Consider the following 19,224-nt stretch of genomic DNA (forward strand, 5'->3'; position numbering starts at 1 on the left):
TATCGTGCCCGGAATGAGCATCCGGCACAGCGCCGTCTGGGGACGAGGTCGCCTGATTGTCATCGCGGGATCCGAGGGGCACGTGCTCCGCTCGGAGGACGGCGGCCAGCGCTGGAAGAGGGTGCAGACGCCCACCCGCCAGGACCTGAGCGCGCTCGCGGGCACCGGCGCGGCGCTGATCGCCGCCGGACACTCCGGGACCCTGCTGTCCTCGCGCGATGACGGGCAGCGCTGGTCCGACGTGGGCTGCGGCGCGACGGCGGACCTGCGCGGGGTCGCCCTGCGGGACGACGGCGAGGCCATCGCGGTGGGGCTCGGCGGGACGGTGCTCCGCTCCGGCGATCACGGCCAGACCTGGGGAGCCGGGCCGAGCCCCGGAGACCTCTGCCTCGAGGCCGCCGCGGTCGACGCCGAGGGCCGCTTCCTCGCGCTGGCGCTCGAAGGACAGCTCGCCACCCTGCAAGGAGCGACATGGACGCGCCACGAGGTCCCGGGCCGGAGTCCGAGGGCGCTCTGCGCGCGAGGCGGGCTCGTGATCGTGGGCGACGGCGACGGCCATGCCCACGCGAGCCGGGACGGGGGCGCGTCCTGGGAGTCGCATTCCACCGGGACCGGGCGCTCGATCAAGGCGCTGTGGCTCGGCGCCGCGGGCCTCGTGATCGCGTCCGGCGAAAGCGGCATCCTGGCGGTCAGCGAGGACGAGTGCCGCACCTGGAGGCGCACCGCGCTCCGGTCCGATCAGCACCGCTGCGCGGCGTGGGGCGATGACGAGGGCGCGATCTGGTGCGTGGGAGACGGCCCCGCCGCCCGATCCCTCGATGGCGGGAAGAGCTTCACCAAGGTGCCAGTCCAGGCAGGGGACGCGCCGCTCGATGGGCCCTGGGAAAAGGTGCCAGTCCGAGGGAAGTTCCGGGGTCTCTGGGCGCAAGGCCAGGGGAGGCTCGTGCTGGTGGGCGACGGGGGCACCATCGCGCGAACCCACGACGGCGGCCAGACCTGGGAGAGGAGCGCCGTGGAGGACGCCGGCGCGCTGATCGCCGTGTGGGGCAGCGGCGAGACGATCCTTGCTGTCGGCGAGGGCGCCTCGCAGATCCGGACCGAGGACGGCGGGCGCTCCTGGATAGAAGTGGCAGGCAAACCCGGCGGCGCCTCGGTCCACGGGCAGAACGGGACAAGGGCGTTCGCCGTCATCGATGGCCGGGTCTGCCGCCTCGTCGCGGGCGGTTCACGATGGCTGGAGCTGGAGGCCCCGCGCGAGCCGCGCCTCCGCGCCGTCTGGGCAGGGCCGGAGCAACGCGCCGTGGCGGTCGGCTCCGGCGGGACCATCGTCCGCACGATCGACGACGGCGCCACGTGGGAAGCCGCGGAGAGCGGCAGCTCCCGCGATCTGTCCGCGATCTGGGGCAGGGGCGACGAGCTCTTCGTGGCTGGCGGACCGGGCGTCAGCGACGTGCTGCGCTCTCGAGACGGCGGCGCGACCTGGGCGGTGCTGGCCCAGGTCTCCGGCAGCCTCACGAGCCTCTGGGGAGACGACGCCGGCACGCTGTGGGCGTGCGGCGCGCGCGGCGTGCTCCTGTGCTCCAGCGATGGCGGCCACACCTGGCGAGGCGAGGCGTCCGGCACCTGGGGCACCCTGTTCGAGGTGCGCGGAGACGGGGGCGAGGTGTGGGCGCTGGGAGAGAACCTCCTGCTGCGCAGGCGGCATCGGGCGCCGACAGATTAACTGCCCGCACATTCCTCAGAAATACGCTCGAAACAGAGCGATTGCTACATCAGGGAGAGCCTCCTCGACGCGCTCGGTGAGGGTGGCCGACGCGACTCCATGGCACCGCGCTCTTCCCTTCGGCTCAAGATCGTCACCTCCGAGACGACAACGCACACCCACTGTCCTTACTGCGCCTTCCAGTGCGGCGTGGTCATGACGGATCGCGCGGACCACGCGGGGGTGATCGACGTCCGACCGGACGACGATTTCCCCGTCAACCGGGGGCAGATGTGCATCAAAGGCTTCACCTCCGCGGCGCTGCTCGATCACCCCGAGCGGCTGACGGTGCCGAAGATCCGCGGGCGCGCCGGCCGCCTCCTGCCGGCGCGCTGGGACACGGCGCTCGATTTCGTCGCCGAGCGGCTCCTCCGGCTGCGTGAGCTCCACGGCCCCGCGGCGCTGGCCGCGTTCGGGAGCGGCGCCCTGACGAACGAGAAGACCTACCTCCTCGGCAAATTCGCCCGCCTCGCCCTCCAGTCGCCGAACGTCGATTACAACGGCCGCTATTGCATGTCCTCGGCGGCCGCGGGGCAGAACAAGGCGTTTGGCATCGACCGCGGCCTGCCGTTCCCCGTGTCCGATATCGCCCACACCAAGGCGCTCCTCCTCTGGGGCGCGAACTGCGCTGAGACCCTGCCGCCGATCATGCAATGGATCTTCGCGCAGCGCGACAACGGCGGCGCGCTCATCGTCGTCGACCCGCGGCGCACCGACACGGCGCGCGCCGCCGCGCTCCACCTCCAGCCCACGCCCGGGTCCGACCTGGCGCTCGCCAACGGCCTGCTCTACCTCGCCCTCGAGGAGAAGCTCATCGACACGGCGTACATCGCCGCGCGCACGGACGGGTTCGACGATCTCCGGCGCGCCGTCCTCTCGTACCACCCGGCGCACGTCGAGCGGCTCACCGGGGTCTCCACGCAGGATCAGCTCAAGGCCGTGCGGCTGCTCGCCGAGGCGCCGAGCAGCATGCTGCTCTCCGGCCGCGGGCCGGAGCAGCAGTCGAAGGGGGCAGACACCGTGCTCTCCTTCATCAACCTGATGCTCGCGCTCGGCAAGGTCGGCAAGCCGTACAGCGGCTATGGCTGCCTCACCGGACAGGGCAACGGCCAGGGGGGCCGCGAGCACGGCCAGAAGGCCGATCAGCTCCCCGGCTACCGGCATATCGAGGACGCGGAGCACCGGGCGGCCATCGCCCGCGTCTGGGGCATCGACCCTGCCGAGCTGCCGGCCAAGGGGAAGAGCGCCTACGAGCTGCTCGACGCGCTCGGCCCCGAGGGGGGTATCCGCGCGCTCCTCGTGTTCGGATCCAACGTGGCTGTCGCGTCGCCGAACGCGCTCAACGTCGAGCGGCGGCTCGCCTCGCTCGATCTGCTCGTGGTCTGTGACGCTTTCGTCAACGAGACGGCCCGGGACGCCCACGTCCTCCTTCCGGTCGCCCAGTTCGCGGAGGAGGAGGGGACGATGACGAACCTCGAAGGGCGGGTGATCCTGCGGCAGAAGGTCCGCCCCGCGCCCCCCGAGGTGAAGACCGACATCGAGATCTTCTGCGAGCTCGCGCGCCGCCTCGGCGCGGGCAGGCACTTCCAGTACACGTCCGCGGAGCAGGTGTTCGACGAGCTGCGCCGGGCGACAGCGGGCGCAAGGGCGGACTACAGCGGCATCACCTACGACAAGATACGCCGGCACCGAGGCGTCTTCTGGCCGTGCCCGTCGGTCGAGCACCCGGGGACTCCGCGCCTCTTCGCCGAGCGGTTCCATCACCCGAACGGGCGGGCGCGGTTCCACGCGGTCCACCACCGCCCCGCCGCCGAGCTCCCCGACGACGCCTATCCGTTCTACTTCACGACGGGCCGCTACAAGGAACACTACAACTCCGGCGCTCAGACGCGCCGGGTCTCCAAGCTCGAAGAGGCCAAGCCCGAGCCGAAGGTCGAGGTCCACCCCAGGCTGGCGGCGCGCCTCGGCGTCGTCGAGGGCGACTCTCTGCTCGTCGAGAGCAGGCGAGGCGCGGTCACCTTCCGGGTCGCGGTCGTGCCTTCGATCCGGCCGGACACGCTCTTTGCTCCGTTTCACTGGGGCGGCAGGAAGGCCGCCAACGTCCTCACCGTGCCGGCGCTGGACCCGACCAGCCGGATGCCGGAGTTCAAGGTGTGCGCCGTCAGGGCGCGCCGGGTCTCGGAGTCGAACTGATGCGAAGGAAGGACCTTGTCATCGTTGGCAACGGCAATGCGGCGTGCCGCCTGCTCGACGAGCTGATGTCGCGCGGCGCCAGGGACCGCTACGACATCACCGTCTTCGGCGAGGAGCGGGGCGGCGCCTACAACCGCGTCCTGCTCAGCAAGGTGCTCGCCGGGGAGGCGCCCGACTCCATCGTCACGAAGCCCCCCGCCTGGTACGAGCGGAACGGGGTGCGGCTCGTCAGCGGCACCTCCGTGGCGCGGATCGACACCGCGTCGAGGGCGGTCGTGGCGGCGGACGGCGCGCGCCAGCGTTATGACGTCGCCGTGCTCGCGACCGGCAGCCAGCCGCTCGTCCCGCCGCTCGAGGGCATGACGACCTCGGAGGGCGATCTGCGGCCGGGCGTCTTCGTGTACAGGACGATGGACGATTGCGTCCGGATGCGCGGCTGCGCGCGGGCGGGGGACAACGCCATCGTGGTCGGCGGCGGGCTCCTCGGCCTGGAGGCGGCCAAGGTGCTGAGCGACATGGGCCTGCACGTGACCGTCATCCACGTCGCGAAGAGCCTCATGAACGCGCAGCTGGATCAGATGGGCGGCGACATGCTCGAGCAGCACATCGAGCGCTGCGGCATCTTCGTCCGCACGGGGCGCACCGTCGAGGCCATCTGCGGGGAGGAGGCGGTCGAGGGCTGTCGCCTCGACGACGGCAGCGTTCTGCCGGCGGACATGGTCGTCCTCGCGTGCGGCGTCCGGCCTCGCGTCGACGTCGCGCGCGCCTCCAACCTGCCCATCAACAAGGGCATCGTCGTCAACGACACGATGGCCACCCAGGTGCCCGGCATCTACGCGATCGGCGAGTGCGCGGAGCACCGGGGCAGGCTCTATGGCATCGTGACGCCCATCTGGGAGCAGGCCGCCGTCCTCGCCGACGTCCTGACAGGCGCGAACCCGCAGGCGCGCTACCGGGGCACGAAGCTGTATACGCGGCTGAAGGTGGCGGGCGTCGACGTCACCTCCATGGGCAGCACCGAGCCGGAGCTCGAGAGCGACGACGTGCTCCAGGTCGTGGAGACGCGGAAGAGCACGTACCGGAAGCTGATCCTCCGCGACGGGCGATTGCTGGGCGCCCAGTTCGTCGGCAACACCGCGGCCGCGGCCACGCTGGTGCAGCTCTTCGATCGCAACGATCCGCTGCCCGCCGATCCTCTGGAGGCGCTCTGCCCCGGCGGCGGCGCGGGGCCGGCGGCGCAGGCCGAGCGCGTCGTCTGCACCTGTCACAAGGTCAGCGAGGCGACCCTCCGGGAGGCCATCGAGGGCGGCGCCTGCTCGCTCGAGGCGGCGTGCGCCGCGACCAAGGCCGGCACGGGGTGCGGCTCCTGCCGCGGCGAGGTCGCCCAGCTCGTGGCCCGGCACGCGCCCTCGCCGGAGGTTGCCGGCGGCCGCGCCGTGGCCGTCGGATAACGTGGAAAACACGCCGCGGGGAGCCGAGCGGCGCGGACGGGCCCTTGGCGCACGAGGATCCGCCCCGCTATAGACCGCGGCGCATGCACCGCACGCCGCGCGAGCGCCTCCACGAGCTCTTCACCAAGGTCGACGCGTTCTTCGCGAGCGCGAGCGCCCGCCACGGCGAGCGGATGGCCTGCCGCACCGGGTGCAGCGACTGCTGCCGGCGGCGGTTCTCGGTGACGTCGATCGAGGCCGACGCGCTTCGCGAGGCGCTCGCGGCGCTCCCGGAGGCCGACCGCGCGGCGCTGGCCGAGCGCGCGCGGGCGGGCGATCCGGGCGTGTGCCCGGCGCTCGACGGGGAGGGGAGGTGCGCGATCTACGCGGCGCGGCCGCTCCTCTGCCGTACGCACGGCCTGCCCATCCGGTTCGCGCCGGCCAGCGAGCGCGCGCTGCCGGTCATCGACGCCTGCCCGAAGAACTTCGTGGGAGAAGACCTCCACGCCGTCGAGGCGTCGTCGGTCCTGGACCAGACGACGCTGTCGACGGTGCTGGCCGCCCTCGACATGGCGCACGCCGACGCGGCGGGGCAGCCGCGAGGGCAGCGCGTCGCGATCGCCGCGGTGCTCTCGGGCGAGGGGTAGCTGCCGCCGAGCCGCCGGCCTGATGACGAGCCGGCCCAGATCAGCCGACCGACGGTCGCCGGCGCCATGAGGCCTCCCGGCCTGGGCCTGCGTGCGCTCGCGGTGGCACAGATCAGGCAATGGCATAGGCCAAGTATGGCCCAACTATCTGGCTCAATATGGGCCAGTTGGTGAGCGGGTGCCCATGGACATGCGCTGATTTACGGGAAATCCAGGTTGGCCCGCGGGTTGCTCTTAGGTGGTGGCCCACTCTGGACCGGTGGCAGGTCATGGCGCACGCCGCCGTTGGTCCGGAGGGGCAGCTTACTGGAGGATAGAATGACCAAGACGATCAGAGGGTTTGGGTCGGTGGCGGCGGCTGGCGTGGTGTTCGCGGCCTTGCTCAGCGGTTGCGGCTCGCAGGGGGCCGATCGCGGGCCGGACGTCGGCTCGATCAGCTTGCCGCTCGCGGCCGATGCGCCGTCTGGAGCGCGGTATCGGCTCCGCGACGCCACGTTCGAGATCTCGAACGGTTATTACTACTACGAAGATGAGAATACCTCAGCCGTCGCTGTCACCGGTGGTGGCTACGGAACTGTGGTGACGGTCAGCAGCGAGGATCAGGATCCGGACGCGAGCTCCATCCTCGTCGATCTGGAGCAGGGAGGGTACGGCGTCAGGCTCCTTCCGGGCTGGCACTTCGAGAAGGTCGAGGACGGCACGGTGACGGATCCGAACGTGGAGGCCACGCTGCTATCGCGGCAAACGGTCTACGTGTATGTCTCGCCGCATTCGACGACCTGGGCCGAGTATGCGTTCGGCATCGGGAGCAGCGAGCTGTGGCTCAACGGCAAGGTGAACCTCGGCGTCAGCGTCTACGAAGATCCGGACGACTACTACTACGGCGGAAACGTGACTTCGGGCGGCCCCGGGGGCGCCGGCGGCGCCGACTACAGCTCTGGCTACAGCTCGGCGGGGGTCGGCGGCAGCGGCGGTTATTAGCGCGGGCGCGAGGAGCTGAGCGGAGCGAGCGACGCCATCGCCCGTCAGCGAGGGCTGCACTGCACGACGCAGAAGGCCGTGGCGCCCTTGGCGCGGGCGCTCGCCTCGCACGACATCTTCGCTTGCTGCGACGCCAGGAAGCGGTCCTTCGCCGAGCCGTTGCCGAACACCATCTGATAGTTGCACGCGCCCGCGAAGCCGCAGACGCGCACGGACGCGCTCGCCGTACACCACCAGGACGTCCCGCCCGCCGCGCCTCCGTTGCTCGGGCTTCCATTCGCGGAGCCCTCGCTCGGGGAGGCGGGCGTCCGCGCCGCTGTCGACAGAGGCGCCGGCGCCTCACCCGTCTCGCCGCCGGCAGCAGGCGACGGCGCCTCGCCCGCGGCGCGGTCGCCGGTGGACGGGTCTTCGCCCGCCGCCTCGTCGGCCTCCTGGTCGGGGCGGAGCGGGGTGCTCGTCGACGTGGGCACCACGGGCGAGACGCCGCCGGCGGTCGACAGGCCGGAAGGCGTGGTCTCGACGACGGTTTGCTCCGGCGATGCGCTCGCCACCAGGTACACCGCGCCGCCGATCACGAGGATGGCGCCCACGCCGAGCGCGAACAGCCCGCCGAGGACGATGAGCACGATCACGAGCGGCGACAGGCCTGACTTCGGGCGCTGCGGCGGCTGCGGAGGGTAGTAAGGCGGCGGCTGCGGAGGGTAGTAAGGCGGCGGTTGCGGAGGGTACTGAGGCGGCTGCTGCGGAGGGTACTGAGGGCGCCCTGGACCGAACATCCTGCAGTCATAGCGCAGCGGAGCCGCCCGCGCTGCGTGAGACGAACACCCACGCTGTCGGCGAACGAGCGATGTCGCGTCTCGCTCGCGCCGGACGAGCCCGCCCGCAGGGGCGCTGTCCGCGGTGGTGTTGCGCCGGAGCCGGCGGAGCGGCGCTCCGCGGCCCGCTCACACCCAGCCGGTCGTGGCGCGCAGGAGCAGCCCGAGCCCGAGCGACGCGCCGTTCGCGAGCGCCGAGGCCGCGATGGCCTGCGTGGCAGGCAGCTCGCGCAGCGCGAGCCGGTAGACGCCGAGCTCGAGCAGCACCGCCCAGAGCTCCGAGAGGGCCAGTCGCGCCGTGGCGCCGATCGCGAGCGCGGGGAAGATGAACCACACCGCCGGGTGACTCGCGAGGTTGGCGACGGCGACGAGCGCGGCGCGGCGGGCTCGTGACCGCTCCGCCGCGCCGAGCAGCGGTGAGGCGACGGCGAGCTCGATGAGCAGCGTGAACGCGAACGCGCGTGCCCAGGCGGCCACCAGCGGATCGGTGAATACGCGGCTCATGGCGCGGCTGGCTGCGCGGCGATCTCCGGCCCGCCGCGCTCCACCCCGCGCGCGCGCCCGGACCGCTCCTGGCGCGCCTCCGCGGCGCGCCGGCCGACGTCGCCGCGGACATAGAAGTATGCGAGCAGCGCGAGCTCCAGGTACCCGTGGAAGGAGGCGAGCGAGAGCACCAGGTTGCGCGCGCCGAGCGCGCCGCGCAGGGCGCCGAGCAGCACCAGGACGGCGAGGACCGCCACGGCGGCGAGCCCTGCGTCCCCGAAGTCGCGCCGGAGCGAGCGCGCGGACATGCGGAAGGTGGTTGTCCGCTGGCCCGGGTGATCTTCCTGGGGAATGAGCAGCAGCCAGACCGCGTAATGGACGGACTGCAGGAACGCATAACATGCGGTCAGCGCGACCGCGGAGCGGGTCGGCAGCCCGGGAGCGAGCCAGTCGCTCGCCAGGAAGAGGTGCAGCCCGAAGGCATCGAGCCACCCGGCGCGCAGGGTGAGCGAGGTCATCGCCCCGCTCGCGAGGAGCGCGGTCCCGGCCAGCACGAGGCCGAGCGGCCAGGCGACCGCGCGCGCCCGGCGGCGGAAGAGCGCGAGCCACAGCGCGAGCGCGACAAGGTTGTGCGCGTGCGCGAGGACGAGCCGGAAGCCGCGCGGCGCGGCGAGCGCCGCCGCCGACAGCGCCACGGCGGCGGCGGCGGCGAGCGCGGCGCGCCGCCACGCGCGCGACGCGAGCGCGCCGGCGACGACCGCGGCGCCGAGCCAGGCGGCGAGCACTGTGTGCTCGGCGCGGAGCAGCGCCGCGGCCGAGCCGAAGAGCTCCTGGGCGCCCCGCAGCCCCACCAGCGCGGCGCAGGCCGTCCAGACGACGCCGCGCCACCACGACGGCAGCCCGCGCCGCAGCACGAGGTAGCGCACGTCGGCCGCGACGTGCAGGACGCCGAGCAGGACGGGCCCGAGCACGAGCAGCGCGCTCGGCGCAAAGACCGCCATGGTGAAGGCGCCGAGCGCGTTGGCCGCGGCGAGGGTGGCTATCCGGCGATCGGGGCGCGCCACGACCGCGATCGCGAGCTCGCTCCGGCGGAGCAGGCCGAAGAGGCGCCGCCGCGCGCCGTCGAGCGGCGCGACGCCGCGCTCGAGCAGGCCGGCCACGCTCGCGGGCGGGGGACCGGGCGCACCCACGGCCGACGCCCGGCTCAGCGGCGCCGGCGCGCGGTCACGAGCGCCGCGGCGCCGCAGAGCAGCATCAGCCCCGCCATCGCGCCGCCCGAGGCGGCGCCGCTCATGGCGCAGCCGCCGTCGTCCGACGACGCCTTGTCCGCGCCCGCGCTGCCGGCCGACGCCGAGCCCGCGCCCGTGGTCGACGTCGAGTTCCCGCCCGAGGAAATGCACAGATTGCAGTCGTATTCCATCGTGGTGAGGCCGCCGTCCTCGCCCGGCAGCGTTCGCTGGCACTTCTGCTGCGTGCACGTGCCAGGCTCGTTGGCCTCGGGCCCCGCGTTGTTACAGCTCGATCCCGGCGTGTCGCACGCGTCGGGCGGCGGGATGTCCGCCCGCGCTGAAGAGGTGAGGAGCGGCGCTGCGAGCAAGGCGGCGATCGCCGCAAGGCACGAGGGCTTCATCATCCCGCCACTCTGTGCTTTTCTCCGGAAAACTTCAAGAGCGGTGCCGCCGATCCACGCTCGTGCACCTGGCCCTTGCGAGGAAAAACTACCCGGGTGATACCGAGACGGTCAGATACTGCCCGGTAAAAATATATGGACACCAACATCGAAGTCGAAGCGCCGTCCGCGCCGCGCGGCGTGCACGACATGACGCAGGGCAAGCCGCGCGCGCACGTCGTGCGCGTCATGCTGTTCATCCTGGCGGGCATGGCGATCCAGACCCTCTATGGCCTGATCGACATTTACTGGGTGGGTCGCCTCGGGAAGGAGGCCGTCGCCGCCGTGGCGGTCTCCAGCAACCTGATGTTCGTCTCCCTGGCCGCGACGCAGATGCTCTCGGTCGGCTGCGTGGCGCTCGTCTCGCAGGCGGCCGGAAGAAAGGAGCACGGCGAGGTGCAGCGCCTGTTCAACCAGGTGCAGAGCCTCGCCACGTGGGCGGGCGCCGTCTTTCTCGTGCTCGGCCTCGCGCTTCACCGCACGTACGCCGAGAGGCTCTCGGGAGACGCCATGACCGCCGAGCTCGCCAAGAGCTTTCTGCTCGCGTTCATTCCGGCGCTCGCGCTGCAGTTCACGATGGTGGGGCTCGGCTCGGCCCTGCGCGGCATCGGCGACATGAAGCCGGGGCTCGTGGCCCAGACCGCGAGCGTGCTGCTCAACATGGTCCTCGCGCCCTTCCTCGTCTTCGGCTGGGTATCGGGGCGCCCGCTCGGCGTGTTGGGCGCGGGCCTCGCCACGCTCCTCGCGACCGCGGCCGCCGTCGTGGGGCTCGCCGTCTATCTCCTGCGCGGCAAGACCTTCCTTCGCCTCCGCCTGGCCGACTGGCAGCCTGACCTCCCCACATGGCGAAGGCTGGTGGCCATCGGCTTGCCCTCGGGCGCGGAGTTCTTGTTGCTGGCCGTCACCATGGGCGTGATCTACGTGGTCACGCGCCCCTTCGGCTCGGAGGCGCAGGCCGGGTTCGGCATCGGGCTGCGGCTGATGCAGGCCGGCTTCATGCCTGCCGTGGCGATCAGCTTCTCCGCCGCGGCGGTCGTCGGCCAGAACTACGGCTCCCGCGCCTACGCGCGCGTCCGCGAGACCGCGCTCGAGAGCGTGAAGCTCGTGCTCGGGTTCATGCTCTTCTTCACCCTGGTCTGCCAGGTCTTCCCCGCGCAGCTCGTCGCGCTCTTCTCGCCCGCGCCGGACGTCATCGCGGCCGGCGTCGACTACCTCCAGGTGACCTCCTGGGGTTACTTCGCGAGCGGCATCGTGTTCGTCTGCGCCGGCGTCTTTCAGGGCCTCGGCAACACCTGGCCTTCGCTCGCCGCCTCGGGGACGCGCGCGGCCGCGTTCGTCCTCCCCGTGCTCGTCCTGAGCGCGCGCCCCGGCTTCCGCATGCACACCATCTGGCTCGTCTCGGTCGCCACCACGCTCGGCCAGCTCGGGCTCCAGCAGATCCTGCTGCGGCGCGAGCTCGCCCTCAAGGCGCCCGTGTCGCCGTGACGCGCCGCCGGGGCGGCGCAGCGCCTGGCAGAGCGCGCCGGCCACCGCCTCAGAAGAGCACGCGCTCGACGCCCGCCGCGTCGAGGAGGTAGTCCCTGGACGCCTCGAGGCCGGCGCGGAGCCGGCCAAAGTTCACGCCGACGAGCTTGCCTCGCCACTTCCTGATGCTCCCCGCGACGATGACCGTGTCCACGTTGCTGCGGTCCATCAACGTCACCACGGCCCCCGGTACGTTGTTGAGCGGCGCCACATTGATGGCATCCGCCCGCAGCAGGAGGATGTCGGCCTCCTTGCCAGGAGTCAGCGTGCCGACCTTGTGGGAGAGACCGGCCACCCGGGCTCCCTCGACCGTGGCCAGGCGAATGACATCGCGGCACGTGAGGAGCTCCGGCAGATCTGTCTCTCCACTCAGCGCGCGTTCGTTGATGAGCGCCCGCTGAAGCGTGAAGACGGTCCGCATCTGGGTGAAGAAGTCCGCGGTCATCGTGCACTCGACGTCGGTGCTCAGCGCGGGCTGGACTCCATGATCGAGCGCGGCCTGGATCGGCGGCATGCCGTGCCGCATGGTCATCTCGATCGGAGCCGCGATCGAGACGTTCGCGCCCGAATCGGCGATCGCCTGCCAGGAGGCCTCCGAGATGGCGCTGGCGTGGATGAACTCGAGATCTGGCCCCATCAGGCCCTCGCTCTCGATCTGCTCGATGAGCGTCCCCTGGCCGATGCTTCCGACGAGGTGCGTCACGATGGGCAGGCCGTGCTGGCGCCCGATCGCCCAGGTATCGCGCCACGCTGGGTCGAACACCTCCCCGCCCATCGCCAGGGTCAGGAGCTGGTCGGTCGAGGAGAAGTACTGGCTCTGGATCCGATCGAGATCGTTCGGAAAGATGTTGCCGGGGCCCGCGCCCGGCGAGTACACGAAGAGCGCGCGGCGGCCCGACTCCTGCAGCCCATGGATGACGGCATCGGTGTGCTCCGGCGTGTGGCCCACCTGGGACGTGTCGACGACCGTCGTCACCCCGGCATCCAGCTGGCTGAGCGAGGAGGCCAGTATGGCGAGGAAGGCGTCCCGCGGCCGGAAGACCGGCGTGAGGGTGAAGTGGATGGTGTCGAGGTAGTTCTTCTCGCCGTGCGGCAGCCCGTCGTTGGCCAGGAGGCCGTCCGAGAGGAAGCTCCGCAGCGCGGTCTGGTACTGGTGGTGATGGGTGTCGACGAACCCCGGCATCACGATCGTGCCCGTCGCGTCGATGATCTCCGCGCCTGGGGCGTGCAGGTGCGGCCCGACCGCGATGATCTTCTTGCCTTGCACGAGCACGTCGCCCCGGGCGAAGTCCCCCACGTTCGGATCCATGCTGAGCACGGCGCCGCCTCTCAGGATGTAACGCCGGTGCGGGGCGCCGGTCCCGTGCGGCATGTCATCCTCGTGCTCTGCCCTCCCCATCGCCGCCGCGGGTGTCGAGAAGGCCGCCGCAGCACCGAGCGCTGAAGCTCCCGCCGCGAGAAACCGGCGACGAGACGAGCCGGCCTCGCCTGGCTCTCCGTCGTGGTTCGAGTCGTTTCCACAGAGCTTCTGGCACATACCAAGTTCCTCCTGCTCAGTTCACGCGTCCTTCTGTCGTGCCCCCGCCTCTCGAGACACCGACCGCCGCGCTCTGGTGGGCTGAGCAAAGCAGAGACTAACCCGGTGCGGAAGCCAGCGTCGAGCCTCGTGAGATGCGGTGCGGCGCGGAGGTCGTGCGCCTTGTGCCGTTGTACCGTTGTGCCGTCGCACGGGCGCACGGCATCGAGCTGGAAGGCCGGATGGAGAATTTCACCCGAGATGCCGTATTACACAGCGAATCTCCCGGTGGTGACTACAGAGGGGTATCGAGTGTGATGATGCGGTCGCGGCGATATCACCTGCCCAGCGCCGTCATCTTCTCGTTGACCCAGCCGTCGCCGGCGAGGGGGTGCACGCCGGCCCCGTCCCGCTCGAGCGCGATCCCCATCGAGAGCAGCCCGCTCTTCACGAGGAAAGCCCCCCTGGGGGTCTGCCCGTCGGACTTCGTGAGCCGCCCGCGGATCGCGAGATCGCCCCCCTTTGCCTCCAGCAGCCTGAAATCGACGCCGTCGTCCGCGCGCCTCACCTTGGCGGATGCCTTGAGCCCCTCCATCGTGAGGAGCCCTGCGGCCCAGCCGGGAATGGCATCCTCGGCGTCGAGCAGCATCACGGCCGGCCGCGCGTCCTTGCATTCCACCCGGATCGCCGCCTCCATGAGCCCCCGCCTCACCTCGGCGTCCTCGATGTCGATGTGCGCCCACCAGCCAGGGACGGCCTCGCCCTCGTGCTCGATCGCCAGATCCTCGATGTCGATGCGGCCCTTCCGCAGCTTGGCTGTCGGATTCAAGACGTCCGCCGCGTCGAGCGTCATGCGCGCCGCCACGTCGCCCTTCACCTTCGTCTTTTTCCACTGCAGGGCGCCGTGCTTCAACAGCAGGTTCAGCGAGCCCGTCCCCCGGCCCAGCGGGTCGACCTCCAGGCTGCTCCGCAGGAAGGCTGCGCCGCCGGTGAACCGCGGCGCGTCCGGCGCGGCGCCCTCGGCGTTCAGCCAGCGCAGGTCAGGGATCGCCGCGGCGACGACATCCACCTTCGACGCGAACCCCGGCTGGAGCCGCAGGAGGTGGAGCTCCGGGGCGTCGAAGGCGGCGCTCGCCCTCTCCACGACGATGGGCGGCAGCCCGCTTCCCGGGCGCTCGAGCGTCGCGCGGGGCAGCGTCACGGCGAGGCGCGCCGCTCCGCGCTCGTCGACGCGGAGCGCCGCGCGCGCCTCGACGGTCGCGCGGAGCGACGCGGTGGAGGCCACGAGGTGGCTCGTCTCGTAGGACGCGGTGCTGCCCGGCTCGACGCTGCCCCGGTTCACGACGAGGTTCGTCCGGAGCTCTCCGCTCCCGTCCTCGAGCCGGGGTCCGGCGCCATCGCCCGCGGGAAGGGGGATGAAATCGAGCCCTGGCAGCTGCGCGTCGAGGCGGACGCGCGCCCAGGCTGTATCGAGGACGTCGAGCCCGTCGACGTCCCGCGGATCGAACGTGCTCATCGTCACGTCGGCGTCGGCGTCGAGCCGCGCGACGACGCGATCGGCGACGTGGACCTCGCCCGACCGGAGCTCGAGGGCGACGGGCCCGACGCGAACGGCGCGGAGCGGCTTGTAATAGAACCCTCCCCGCACGCGACCGCCGCCGGCATACCGGACTTGCTGGATCCAGACCTCCTTGAGCGTCGTGTCGATGCCTTCCAGGTGCACCGTCCACAGGTTGTAGCCCTCGTCCGAGCTCTCGAGATCGTGCTTCGGCGGCAGCTCCGGCTTGAGCGGAGGGTTCGCGAACTCCGGGATGGGCGGCAGCGCTTCGATGTGCGGCGCCTCCAGATCGCGCTCGCTCGTCGGATCCACGAGCATCCGCAGCCGGAACACGAAGCCCGTGGCGCGGATGTCCTCCGCATAGAACTTCTTCCGGAGGAGATCGGTCAGGTGGATATCGACGTCCGCTTCGTCGAGCTCCACCGCCCACTGAAGCACGCTGTCGGAGCCGCTGAGCCGGAGCTCTTTGACGTGAACGACGCCCGGCCAGAGGCTCCACGCCGAGCCGTAATAGAGCGAGGCGTCGACGGGGTTATAGCTGACGAGCCTCGCGATGAGCCCCGTGCTCAGCATGACGTTCACGACGACGACGTAGCCGAGCCAGAGCGCGAGAGGCAGGATCAACAGCGCCTTCAGCGCCCTCCTGGCCCGTGGCCCGAGCCGCCCGCTGAGCGCAGGTGGAGACTTCAGCGCGGCAGCTTCGTGCGGGAGCGCGTGCATGAGCGCGTGCATGAGCGCGTGCATGAGCGCGTGCATGAGCGCATCGATCGCACGCGCCATGCCGCGAGCTGAGCCGCGGCGCGAGGGGGCGGGCTCGAGGCTGGCCGTGGCGATCTGCCCCGTTCGTGGCGAACGTCGACATGCGCCCACCGCCGGGGGGCCCGAGCTCGCGCGGACGTGCCCAGAAATGGCCTGCCGCGAGCGCTCGGCCCCCGTCGGACCCGACAGGCACCCGGCTTGCTAACCCCGCAAACGCCGGCGCCGGCGAGCCTGTCGCTCCGGCGCCGCTGGAGGTCCGCTGGAGCCGATCTTCCAGCTTCCAGCCATCACCTGAGGTCATCATGAACCACACTGTCCATCACGACCTGAACGACGAAGAAGCGAAGAGCGCCGTCCTGCGGGCGATGGCGAAATATTGTGATCGATACGCGGAGTACGCTCCCTCCATTTTCTGGAGCGACGAGCGGCGCGCGGATCTCGCCCTCTCCTTCAAGGGCTTCACGCTCTCCGGGCGGCTCGAGCTCCGGCCCAGGGCCGTCGACTTCGCGATCGACATGCCGCTGCCGCTGCGCATGTTCAACCGGATGGCGATCGCGGCGATCGACGCCGAGGTGAGGCGGTGCATCGATGACGCGCACCGCGATCGCGCGCGGCGGCGCGCTCCGAGCGCGGTCGCGCAGGAGGCGCTCTGAGCGGTCCGCGCCATGAAGAGCGGAAGCGCCACGACCACCCATGAAAAGCGCCGCCCTCGGAGCGCTCCGCGCCGCGAGAGGCGCGGAGCGGCGACCGGCGTCGTGCTCCGCCGGCGCCGCGTCAGCGTGTCGGTCGAGTCCGTCGAGACGGTCGAGCTCGCCCGCGCGGACGGCGAGCTCGCGGGGACAGGGCAGCTCACCCCGTCACCGGTCGAGTCCGCCGAGTCGGCCGGGCTCCGGTACGTGAACGACGGCGAGCCGGGGATCTCCAGGCGAGGGGCGGGCAAGGGCTTCCGTTACATCGACGTCGGCGGTCGCCCCGTCAAGGACGAGGCGACGCTCGCGCGCATCCGCCGCCTCGCGATCCCGCCCGCGTGGACCGAGGTGTGGATCTGCCGGAGCGAGCGCGGGCACATCCAGGCGACAGGGCGGGACGCGCGCGGCCGGAAGCAGTACCGGTATCACCCGCGCTGGCGCGAGGTCCGCGACGAGACGAAGTACGACCGCATGCTCGCGTTCGGCGCGGCGCTCCCGGCGATCCGCGCGGCGAGCGAGCGGGATCTCGCGCTGCCTGGCCTGCCGCGCGAGAAGGTGCTGGCGGCCGTGGTGCGCCTGCTCGACGAGACGTCGATCCGCATAGGGAACGACGAGTACGCGCGCGACAACGACTCGTATGGGCTCACCACGCTCCACGACGAGCACGTCGAGATAGAGGGGAGTCTCATCAGGTTCCAATTCAGGGGCAAGGGCGGCAAGGAGCACGCGATGACGGTGCGGGATCGGCGGCTCGCCCGCATCGTGAAGCGCTGTCAGGACGTGCCCGGCCACGAGCTGTTCCAGTACATCGACGGCGAGGGCCGGCGGCAAAGGATCCATTCGAACGACGTGAACGAGTACCTGCGCTCGGTCGCGGGCCACGACTTCACGGCGAAGGACTTCCGCACCTGGACGGGCACCGTGCTGTGCGCGTCGTTCTTCTGCGAGATGGAGATCGCGAGCTCGGTCCGCCAGGTGAAGAAGCGCGTGGCGCAGGTGATCGACAGGGTGTCCGCACACCTGGGCAACACACGCGCGGTCTGTCAGCGTTGTTATGTCCACCCCGCCGTGATCCGCGCCTACACGGAGGGCGCCCTGCAGTCCCTGATCGACGCCGAGGAGGCCGTCGCGGACGGGGCGCTCGCGGCGCTCCGGCCGGAAGAGGCGAAGATGCTCCGGATCGTCCGCGGCTTCGGCGAGCGAGAGGCCGTGCCGCTCGTGACCCGCCTCCGCGAGAGCGTGCGCTCGGCGCGCGCGGTGAACGCGCGGCGAGCCGGCAAGAGCGCGAAGCGTGCCCCCGGGGAACGACGCGCCGCGGCCTGAGCCGCGCCGCGGCGAGCGCCGCAGCAGGCGCGCGGGGATGCGCCTCGCCCCGCTGTTGCCGACGAGTCTGCCGTGTCGTTGCGTCACAGCGTGATCGTTTCGCTGTGGCATCGTGCCGCGGACGCGACGGGCGCTGCTGCTGGGGTCGCGAGCGGCCCGCGATCTCCCGCCGGGTATGCGCGCGGTACGGTTCGTGTTGTGCGCAGCTCCTTGGAAACCAGCGCGCGCGGCGCGAACCCTCAGCCAAGGAGGTCTGCATGGCGAGCCAGAGGTTGATCACCGGGATGGTGCGAGCACGTGGGGAGGCCGAAGACGTCGTCCGGCGCATCCTGGACAGCGGGCACACGCGACGGGACGTCTGCGCCATCGTGAGCGAAGCGACGCGCCGCCAGCACATCTTGCGCTCGCGCGCATACGGTGCGGCCTCGCACGGGAGCGCGCTGACGTCCGTCCTCGCCGCGGCGAGCGCGGGGCTCGTGGTCCCGGGGCTGCGGCTCGCGGTGGCCGGCCCCATCGCGGTGAGGCTCGCGGACGCGAGCTCGGCGAGCGAGACGGCCAGCCTGAGCAGCGTGCTCGTCGACGCCGGGATCCCCGAGCAAAGCGCGCCGGAGATCGAGAGGCGGCTCAAGGAAGGCGCGATGCTCCTCGGCGCCCTCGCGCGCGACGAGAAGGACGCCGCGGCGCTGCGCGCGATCCTGCGAGACCCGGGCAACGGCGATTTCTGCGGCACGGGCAAGGGAGCCCGCGTGTTCGCCGCGCTGTGAGCCGCCGGCGCTCAGCGCTCTGCGTCGCCGCTGAAGGGAGCCGCCAGATCGATGAGCTCGCTTCATGCCCGCGAAGTCCCGGACATTGGAACGGGACTTGAAGGGAATGAAAGAGTTCAGCCGAGACTGATGCAGTACGAGGCGAACATGTACCCCTGAGGCACCGGGGGGCGCGCGCCTCCCCGCAGCGGCGACGATCCCTGGCGATCGCGGCTCCTGCGTGGACGTATGGCGTGGTGGCCCACCTTGGGAGGTAAGGAGGAGAGGAATCGGGCGTTCACCAGACATCTCAGGAGAGTACCCATGGAACCGGTCGCATTCGCAGACGAGAGCGTGGGCCTGGACGGACTCATCGACGATGACTCGATCGAGCAGCTCAAATCGTTCTGCCGCGGCGAGATGTCCGCGGTCGAGACCTACCGTCAGGCCATCGCCGCGGCGCGCCAGGGCTGGGTTGCTCACCACCTCCGGCTGAACCTCGCGTCGCACGAGGCGCGGGTGAAGGTGCTGCGCCGGCGGATCGAGGAGCTCGGAGGCGACCCCCCGGCGAGCTCCGGGCCATGGGGCGCGTTCGCCAAGGCCGTCGAGGGGACCGCGCTGGCGCTCGGCCACAAGACGGCGCTCTCGGCGCTGGCCGAGGGGGAGGAGCACGGCCTGAAGGACTACCGGAACGACATCGAGGAGCTCGACACCGAGTCGCACGCCCTGGTGCGGGACGTGATCTTGCCGCAGCAGGTGTCGACGCGCCGCTCGCTCGCGGATCTCAAGCGGCAGCTGCCGTGACGCGCGAAGCCGTCGGCGGATTGTTCGGGCGGGCCCCCCGTGCGATACTTTCGGGCGTATGGGCAGGGCTGCGCTGGACATCACCCGACTGAGCCGCGACGAGCAGCTCGATCTCCTCGACGAGTTGTGGGCGAGCCTCGGGCGAGACCCTGACGCGCTGCCTCTCAGCGACGCCCAGCGCGTCGAGCTCGATCGGCGCCTTGATGAGCTCGAGGCCGAGGGGCCGGTCGGGCTCACCTGGGATGAGGTTGTCGCCCAGGCACGCGCTCGGTCACGGTGAGGCCGTACCTCGTTCGGCCCACTGCTGCGGTGGACATCGCGCGGGCAT

17 protein-coding genes are annotated in these 19,224 nt (G+C 71.4%); 11 read left to right on the top strand and 6 right to left on the bottom strand.

Features of this window, described 5'->3' with window-relative positions; translation table 11 throughout:
- Positions 1-13 precede the first annotated feature (13 nt).
- The 5 genes from WMF34_RS06140 to WMF34_RS06160 all read left to right on the top strand — a co-directional run bounded on the left by WMF34_RS06140 (position 14) and on the right by WMF34_RS06160 (position 7,013).
- Positions 14-1,723, top strand: coding sequence for a WD40/YVTN/BNR-like repeat-containing protein (locus tag WMF34_RS06140; RefSeq protein ID WP_437992706.1), 1,710 nt, complete (start codon positions 14-16; stop codon positions 1,721-1,723).
- Between the two features lie 99 nt (positions 1,724-1,822).
- Positions 1,823-3,955: a molybdopterin oxidoreductase family protein gene (locus WMF34_RS06145; protein ID WP_437992707.1), complete on the top strand. Its 2,133-nt coding sequence runs from the start codon at positions 1,823-1,825 to the stop codon at positions 3,953-3,955.
- Entirely contained in the window at positions 3,955-5,406 is a 1,452-nt protein-coding gene (locus WMF34_RS06150) for an FAD-dependent oxidoreductase (protein WP_012233784.1), read from the top strand. The genes WMF34_RS06145 and WMF34_RS06150 overlap by 1 nt, the downstream gene beginning before the upstream one ends.
- Positions 5,407-5,489: 83 nt before the next feature.
- Positions 5,490-6,032, top strand: a complete 543-nt coding sequence (locus WMF34_RS06155; protein WP_437992708.1) for a YkgJ family cysteine cluster protein — start codon at positions 5,490-5,492, stop codon at positions 6,030-6,032.
- Positions 6,033-6,350: 318 nt separating this feature from the next.
- Positions 6,351-7,013: a hypothetical protein gene (locus WMF34_RS06160; protein WP_437992709.1), complete on the top strand. Its 663-nt coding sequence runs from the start codon at positions 6,351-6,353 to the stop codon at positions 7,011-7,013.
- A gap of 44 nt (positions 7,014-7,057) precedes the next feature.
- Here the strand turns inward: WMF34_RS06160 and WMF34_RS06165 are convergent, their stop codons facing one another.
- The 4 genes from WMF34_RS06165 to WMF34_RS06180 all read right to left on the bottom strand — a co-directional run bounded on the left by WMF34_RS06165 (position 7,058) and on the right by WMF34_RS06180 (position 9,944).
- Positions 7,058-7,789, bottom strand: coding sequence for a hypothetical protein (locus tag WMF34_RS06165; protein ID WP_437992710.1), 732 nt, complete (start codon positions 7,787-7,789; stop codon positions 7,058-7,060).
- A 168-nt stretch (positions 7,790-7,957) separates the two neighbouring features.
- On the bottom strand, positions 7,958-8,332 hold the full coding sequence (locus WMF34_RS06170; protein WP_437992711.1) for a hypothetical protein: 375 nt from the start codon (positions 8,330-8,332) through the stop codon (positions 7,958-7,960).
- On the bottom strand, positions 8,329-9,501 hold the full coding sequence (locus WMF34_RS06175) for a hypothetical protein (RefSeq protein WP_437992712.1): 1,173 nt from the start codon (positions 9,499-9,501) through the stop codon (positions 8,329-8,331). Before WMF34_RS06175 ends, WMF34_RS06170 begins: the two co-directional genes overlap by 4 nt.
- A 14-nt stretch (positions 9,502-9,515) precedes the next feature.
- A complete protein-coding gene (locus tag WMF34_RS06180; RefSeq protein WP_437992713.1) occupies positions 9,516-9,944 on the bottom strand; it encodes a hypothetical protein in 429 nt (142 codons plus the stop codon).
- A 132-nt stretch (positions 9,945-10,076) separates the two neighbouring features.
- On the opposite strand from WMF34_RS06180, the gene WMF34_RS06185 reads away from it, so the two are divergent.
- The gene (locus WMF34_RS06185; RefSeq protein ID WP_437992714.1) at positions 10,077-11,465 is read left to right on the top strand and encodes an MATE family efflux transporter; all 1,389 of its coding nucleotides are present in this window, start codon (positions 10,077-10,079) and stop codon (positions 11,463-11,465) included.
- 49 nt (positions 11,466-11,514) lie between these two features.
- On the opposite strand, the gene WMF34_RS06190 is transcribed toward WMF34_RS06185, so the two are convergent.
- A complete protein-coding gene (locus tag WMF34_RS06190) occupies positions 11,515-13,041 on the bottom strand; it encodes an amidohydrolase family protein (RefSeq protein ID WP_437992715.1) in 1,527 nt (508 codons plus the stop codon).
- 316 nt (positions 13,042-13,357) lie between these two features.
- Positions 13,358-15,334 carry a hypothetical protein gene (locus WMF34_RS06195; RefSeq protein WP_437992716.1) on the bottom strand — a complete coding sequence of 659 codons (1,977 nt, stop codon included), beginning with the start codon at positions 15,332-15,334 and terminating at the stop codon, positions 13,358-13,360.
- A 305-nt stretch (positions 15,335-15,639) separates the two neighbouring features.
- Here WMF34_RS06195 and WMF34_RS06200 point away from each other — a divergent pair, with 305 nt between their 5' ends.
- The 5 genes from WMF34_RS06200 to WMF34_RS06220 all read left to right on the top strand — a co-directional run bounded on the left by WMF34_RS06200 (position 15,640) and on the right by WMF34_RS06220 (position 19,176).
- Positions 15,640-15,990: a polyhydroxyalkanoic acid system family protein gene (locus tag WMF34_RS06200; RefSeq protein ID WP_012233794.1), complete on the top strand. Its 351-nt coding sequence runs from the start codon at positions 15,640-15,642 to the stop codon at positions 15,988-15,990.
- A gap of 12 nt (positions 15,991-16,002) precedes the next feature.
- Complete coding sequence (locus tag WMF34_RS06205) at positions 16,003-17,349, top strand: DNA topoisomerase IB (protein ID WP_437992717.1); 1,347 nt, start codon at positions 16,003-16,005, stop codon at positions 17,347-17,349.
- 257 nt (positions 17,350-17,606) lie between these two features.
- Positions 17,607-18,113 carry a hypothetical protein gene (locus WMF34_RS06210; protein ID WP_012233796.1) on the top strand — a complete coding sequence of 169 codons (507 nt, stop codon included), beginning with the start codon at positions 17,607-17,609 and terminating at the stop codon, positions 18,111-18,113.
- A 303-nt stretch (positions 18,114-18,416) separates the two neighbouring features.
- Positions 18,417-18,896 (top strand): DUF2383 domain-containing protein, encoded by a 480-nt coding sequence (locus WMF34_RS06215; RefSeq protein ID WP_012233797.1) that lies wholly within the window; start codon positions 18,417-18,419, stop codon positions 18,894-18,896.
- A gap of 58 nt (positions 18,897-18,954) precedes the next feature.
- Positions 18,955-19,176, top strand: coding sequence for an addiction module protein (locus WMF34_RS06220; protein WP_012233798.1), 222 nt, complete (start codon positions 18,955-18,957; stop codon positions 19,174-19,176).
- Positions 19,177-19,224: the final 48 nt, after the last annotated feature.

Origin of the sequence: Sorangium sp. So ce145 (assembly GCF_051525985.1) — a bacterium.
In the GTDB taxonomy this organism is placed as follows: domain Bacteria; phylum Myxococcota_A; class Polyangia; order Polyangiales; family Polyangiaceae; genus Sorangium; species Sorangium cellulosum_B.